Genomic DNA, 5,577 nt, shown 5'->3' with positions numbered 1-5,577 from the left:
CCCCGCCAACACCGCCGCGGGACTGCCCCGCGCCTCGGCCGTGCTCATCCTCAACGACCCGGCCACCGGCTACCCGTTCGCCTGCCTGGAGAGCTCGATCATCAGCGCGAGCCGCACCGCGGCGTCGGCCGCGTCGGCCGCCGGGCGGCTCAGCCGGAGCCGGCCCCGGCCCCGGCGGGTCGGCTTCTTCGGCGCCGGACTGATCGCCCGGTACGCGCACACCTTCCTGACCGCCACCGGCTGGGAGTTCGACGAGATCGGGGTGTACGACACCTCCGCCGCGAGCGCGTCGGGCTTCCGGCTGTACCTGGAGCAGTCCGGCGCCGGCGGCCGGGTGACCGTGCACGGCGGCCCGGAGGAACTGGTCCGCTACAGCGACCTGGTGGTCTTCGCCACCGTCGCCGCCTCGCCGCACGTGCACGACGGCGGCTGGTTCGCCCACCACCCGGTGGTGCTGCACCTCTCGCTGCGCGACCTCGCGCCGCGGGTGCTGCTGGACGCGGTGAACGTCGTCGACGACGTCGAGCACTGCCTGCGCGCCGGCACCTCGCCGCACCTGACCGAACAGCTCACCGGATCAAGGCGGTTCGTCGCCGGGACCCTGGACGACGTGCTGGCCGGACGACTGGCCGTGCCGCCGGACCGCACCGTCGTCTTCTCCCCCTTCGGCCTCGGAGTCCTGGACCTCGCGGTCGGCAAGTACGCCTACGACCAGGTGGCGCGGTCGGGAGAACTGCACGTCGCCGACGGCTTCTTCCACGAACTGCGCCGCTACGGCTGACCCGTCCCGCGCCCCCGCCCCCCACGAGGAGGAATGAGCCGTGCCCGTCATCTCGGTCCCCCACGCCTACAACGAGGAGGACCTCTACGTCGACCTGCGGGCCCCTCTCGGCCGTCCGCTGTATCTCAAGTGCGAGGGGTTCAACTTCGCCGGCTCCATCAAGCTCAAGGCCGCCCGGGAGATGGTCGAGTCGGCCGAGCAGGCCGGCGCGCTCGGCCCCGGCTCGGTGCTGGTCGAGTCCTCCTCGGGCAACCTCGGGGTGGCGCTCGCCATGATCGCGGCCAGCAAGGGCTACGGCTTCCTGTGCGTCACGGACACCCGCTGCAACCTGGCGACCCGGCTGATGATGGAGGCGCTCGGCAGCCGGGTGCACGTGGTCGCCGAACCGTCCCCGGACGGCGGACTGCTCGGCGCGCGCCTGGCGTTCGTCCGGGCGGTGTGCGCCGCCGACCCCCGGCACGTGTGGCTCAGCCAGTACACCAACCCGGCGAACTGGCGGGCGCACTACCGCACCACCGCCCCGGCCATCGCCCGTGCCTTCCCGAAGCTGGACGTGCTCTTCGTCGGCGCCGGGACCACCGGCACCCTGATGGGCTGCGCCCGCTTCTTCCGGCAGTGGCACCGCCCGGTGCGGGTGGTGGCGGTGGACAGCGCCGGCTCGGTGAGCTTCGGCGGGCTGCCGGGGCCCCGGATGATCCCGGGCCTCGGCATGAGCGTGCCGCCGCCGCTGCTGGACGCCGCCTGGGTGGACGACGTGGTGCGGGTCGAGGAGGCCGAGACGGTGCGCACCTGCCGGGGGCTGGCCCGGCGCGGCTTCCTGTTCGGCGGCTCGACCGGCACGGTGGTCAGCGGCGCGGCGACCTGGCTGGCCGGGCACGACGTGTCCGACGAGGTGACCCCGGTGGCGATCTCCCCCGACCTGGGCGAGCGCTACCTGGACACCGTCTACCAGGCGAACTGGGTGGAGGCCCTGTACGGCCCGGACGCCCTCGCCCCGACCCTCCCGGCGGCCGCCCCGGTCAGGGCGCCCTACCACCGGGCGCCGTGACCCGGGCGCCAGCCGCCTCGGCAGCTCGCCGTGACGCCCTTGCGCCTCCGTGCGCCCACGTCGTACGGTCTGCGTCGACCGGGACTGTCAGGAAACCTTACTGACGATCGACACGACCGCGACGACCGCGACGACCAGGGGCGAGGTGCCTGCCGTGATGTCCCACCACCCCGGAAGCCACCCCGGAGGCCCCTCCGCGGGCGGCGTGCCGGGGACCCCGCGGGTGCTGCGGGCGATGAACGACCGGGCGGCGCTGGACCTGCTGCTGGCGCACGGACCGCTGAGCAGGACCCGGATCGGGGCGCTGACGGGGCTGTCCAAGCCGACCGCCTCGCAACTGCTCGCCCGGCTGGAGGCGGCCGGGCTGGTCGTCGCCGGCGGTACCAGCACCGGCCGCCCGGGGCCGGGCGCCCGGCTGTATGCGCTCGACCCGCGGGCCGGGTACGCCGCCGGGCTCGACGTCACCCCGCAGCGCATCCGGGCCGCGGTCGCCGACATCACCGGCACGGTCGTCGGCGCGCACGAGGTCCGCACCTCGCCGCGCCGGGCCGGGGACGTGCCCGCCCAGGTGGCGGGGGCGCTGGACGGCGCGGTCAAGGAGGCCGGACTGGTCCGGGCGGATGTGCACCGGGCGGTGATCGGCACCCCCGGCGCCTTCGACCCGTCCACCGGCAGGCTGCGCTACGCCTCCCATCTGCCCGGCTGGCACTCCCCCGCCCTGCTGGACGAGCTGGCGGCGGCGCTGCCGATGCCGCTCGGCTACGACAACGACGTCAACCTGGTCGCGGTCGCCGAGCGGCACGCCGGGGCGGCCCGCGGCCAGGAGGACTTCGTCCTGCTGTGGAACGGCGAGGGGCTGGGCGCTGCGCTGGTGCTGGGCGGCCGGCCGCACCGCGGCTTCACCGGTGGGGCGGGCGAGGTCGGCTTCCTGCCGGTCCCGGGCGCCGCGCTGGCGCGCGGGGTGAGCCGGAGTGGCGGCGGCGGCTTCCAGACGCTGGCCGGCGCCCAGGAACTCTCCAGGCTGGCCCGGGAGTCGGGCGTCACGGACGCGCCGCGCGGCCGCCACTCGACGGTGGCCGCCGCGCTGCTGGCCCGGGCGGCCGAGGACGACACCGGCCCGTACGGCAGGCTGCTGGACGCCTACGCGACCAGGCTGGCCACCGGACTGGCGGCGGTGACCGCCGTGGTGGACCCGGGGCTGGTCGTCCTGGCCGGTCCGGCGATCGCTCCGGGGGGTGAGCCGCTGCGCCGCCGGGTGGCGTCCGAGCTGCACGAACTGGCCGCCTCCCGACCGCGCCTGGTCCTCGGCGAGGTCACCGAGCACCCGGTGGCGCGCGGTGCGCTGGAGAGCGCGCTGGCCGCCACCCGCGACGAGGTCTTCGACACCTCCGGGCGGACGCGGCCCACCGACTGAGCCGAACCAGGACCACGAGAAGACGAGGACGGGGCAACGCAACATGAGACTGACGGTCGTGGGGGGCGGGTCCACCTACACCCCCGAGCTGGTCGACGGCTTCGCGCGGCTGCGCGAGACCCTGCCGGTCACCGAACTGGTGCTGGTCGACCCGTCGCTGGAGCGCCTTGAGCTGGTCGGCGGGCTGGCGCGGCGGATCCTGGCCAGGCAGGGGCATCCCGGCAGGGTGGTCACCACCACCGACCTGGACGCGGGCGTCGAGGGCGCCGACGCCGTGCTGCTCCAGCTCCGGGTGGGCGGGCAGGCGGCCCGGCAGCAGGACGAGACCTGGCCGCTGGAGTGCGGCTGCGTCGGCCAGGAGACCACCGGCGCGGGCGGCCTGGCCAAGGCGCTGCGTACCGTGCCGGTGGTGCTGGACATCGCCGAAAGGGTCCGCCGGGCCAACCCGGACGCCTGGATCATCGACTTCACCAACCCGGTCGGCATCGTCACCCGCGCGCTGCTCCAGGCCGGGCACAAGGCGGTCGGCCTGTGCAACGTGGCCATCGGCTTCCAGCGGAAGTTCGCCGCCCTGCTCGGCACCACCTCGGAGCGGGTCCACCTGGACCATGTCGGCCTCAACCACCTGAGCTGGGAGCTGGGCGTGCGCCTGGGCGGCCCGGACGGCGAGGACGTGCTGCCGCGCCTGCTCGCCGAGCACGGCCGGGCGATCGCGGACGACGTCAGGCTCCCGCACGCGCTGCTGGCGGGGCTGGGCGCCGTCCCGTCCTACTACCTGCGCTACTTTTACGCCCACGACGAGGTGGTGGCGGAGCTGGCCGGCAAGCCGTCCCGGGCCGCCGAGGTCGCCGCGATGGAGGAGCACCTGCTGGAGATGTACGGCGACCCGGCGCTGGACGAGAAGCCGGAACTGCTGGCGAAGCGCGGCGGCGCGTACTACTCCGAGGCCGCCGTCGATCTCGCCGCCGCCCTGCTCGGCTCCTCCCCCGGCGTGCAGGTGGTCAACACCGCCAACCGCGGCACGCTGCCCTTCCTCCCGGACGACGCGGTCGTCGAGGTGCAGGCCCGGGTGGACGGCGACGGGGCCGTGCCGCTGCCCGTGCGCCCCCTGGACCCGCTGTACGCGGGGCTGGTCGCGCAGGTGACGGCGTACGAGGACCTGGCGCTGGACGCGGCGCTGCGCGGCGGGCGCGACCGGGTCGCCAAGGCCCTGCTGGCGCACCCGCTGGTGGGCCAGTACCGGCTCGCCGACGAGCTGACGGACCGGCTGGTCGCGCACAACCGGGAGCACCTGGCATGGGCGTGACGGCCGGGCCCCGGGCCTCGGTGCTCGCCGTCGACGCGGGCAACAGCAAGTCCGACGTGGCGCTGCTGGCCGCCGACGGCACGGTGCTGGCCTCGGCGCGCGGCGGTGGTTTCCAGCCGCAGCGCACCGGTGCGGCGGCGGCCCTGGACGTGCTGGCGGCGGTCGTCGAGCGGGCCTGGGCGCAGGCCCGTGCGGCCGGGGTGGCGCCGGGCGGGGTGGAGCGGGTGTCGGCCTGTCTGGCCAACGCCGACTTCCCCGCCGAGGAGGAGGCGCTGGCGGCGGCGATCGGCGAGCGCGGTTGGGGCGGGGCGGTGAGCGTGCGCAACGACACCTTCGCGCTGCTGCGGGCTGGCGCGGACGAGCCGCGCGGGGTGGCCGTGGTGTGCGGGGCGGGCATCAACTGCGTGGGCATGCTGCCGGACGGCCGCACCGCCCGCTTCCCCGCCGTGGGCCGGATCTCCGGCGACTGGGGCGGTGGGATGGGGCTGGCCGAGGAGGCGATGTGGCACGCGGCCCGGGCCGAGGACGGCCGCGGCGCCCCCACCGCGCTGGCCGGCGCGCTGCCCGCCCGCTTCGGCCTGGACTCGATGTACGCGCTGATCGAGGCCGCGCACCTGGGGAGGGTGCGGGCCGGCTGGCGGCACGAGGTGACGCCGGAGCTGTTCGCGGTGGCGGGCGCGGGCGATCCGGTGGCGGCCGCGCTGGTGGAGAAGCTCGCGGAGGAGGTGGCGGCGATGGCGGTGATCGCGCTGACCCGGCTCGGTCTGCTCGCCGAGGAGGCGCCGGTGGTGCTCGGCGGCAGCGTCCTGGCCGCCGGGCACGCCGCCCTGGACGCGGCCGTGACCGCCCGGCTCGCGGCCCGCGCCCCGAAGGCGACGCCCCGGGTGGTGACCGCGCCCCCGGTGCTGGGCGCCGGACTGCTCGGCCTGGACGCGCTCGGCGCACCGGCGGCGGCCCGCGCCCGCCTGCGCGCGGCGTACGCCGGGGCGCCGAGCGCGTCCAGGCCGAGCAGTCCGGCGCCCAGCACC

General features: G+C 76.2%; 5 protein-coding genes. All 5 read left to right on the top strand.

Going from position 1 to position 5,577, the window contains the following annotated elements; genetic code table 11:
* The coding region (locus C6N75_RS13045) for a 2,3-diaminopropionate biosynthesis protein SbnB (RefSeq protein ID WP_105869053.1) at window positions 1-781 on the top strand (781 nt) is incomplete at its 5' end.
* A 40-nt stretch (window positions 782-821) separates the two neighbouring features.
* Window positions 822-1,829 carry a 2,3-diaminopropionate biosynthesis protein SbnA gene (gene sbnA, locus C6N75_RS13040; protein WP_105869052.1) on the top strand — a complete coding sequence of 336 codons (1,008 nt, stop codon included), beginning with the start codon at window positions 822-824 and terminating at the stop codon, window positions 1,827-1,829.
* Between the two features lie 157 nt (window positions 1,830-1,986).
* Complete coding sequence (locus C6N75_RS13035) at window positions 1,987-3,243, top strand: ROK family transcriptional regulator (RefSeq protein WP_105869051.1); 1,257 nt, start codon at window positions 1,987-1,989, stop codon at window positions 3,241-3,243.
* Between the two features lie 43 nt (window positions 3,244-3,286).
* On the top strand, window positions 3,287-4,549 hold the full coding sequence (locus C6N75_RS13030; RefSeq protein WP_105869050.1) for a 6-phospho-beta-glucosidase: 1,263 nt from the start codon (window positions 3,287-3,289) through the stop codon (window positions 4,547-4,549).
* On the top strand, window positions 4,540-5,577 hold a 1,038-nt coding region (locus C6N75_RS13025), incomplete at its 3' end, for an N-acetylglucosamine kinase (RefSeq protein ID WP_105869049.1). The genes C6N75_RS13030 and C6N75_RS13025, both read left to right, overlap by 10 nt.

It is taken from the genome of Streptomyces solincola (assembly GCF_002982015.1).
GTDB lineage: Bacteria > Actinomycetota > Actinomycetes > Streptomycetales > Streptomycetaceae > Streptomyces > Streptomyces solincola.
The sequence above is the reverse complement of the archived record's forward strand: the minus strand, read 5'-3'. Positions and strand labels throughout refer to the sequence as shown.

What these genes read in the sequence shown, in the direction of transcription:
- C6N75_RS13035 (WP_105869051.1), top strand. Translation starts at nt 1,987, where the DNA reads ATGTCCCACCACCCCGGAAGCCACCCCGGAGGCCCCTCCGCGGGCGGC.
- C6N75_RS13030 (WP_105869050.1), top strand. Translation starts at nt 3,287, where the DNA reads ATGAGACTGACGGTCGTGGGGGGCGGGTCCACCTACACCCCCGAGCTG.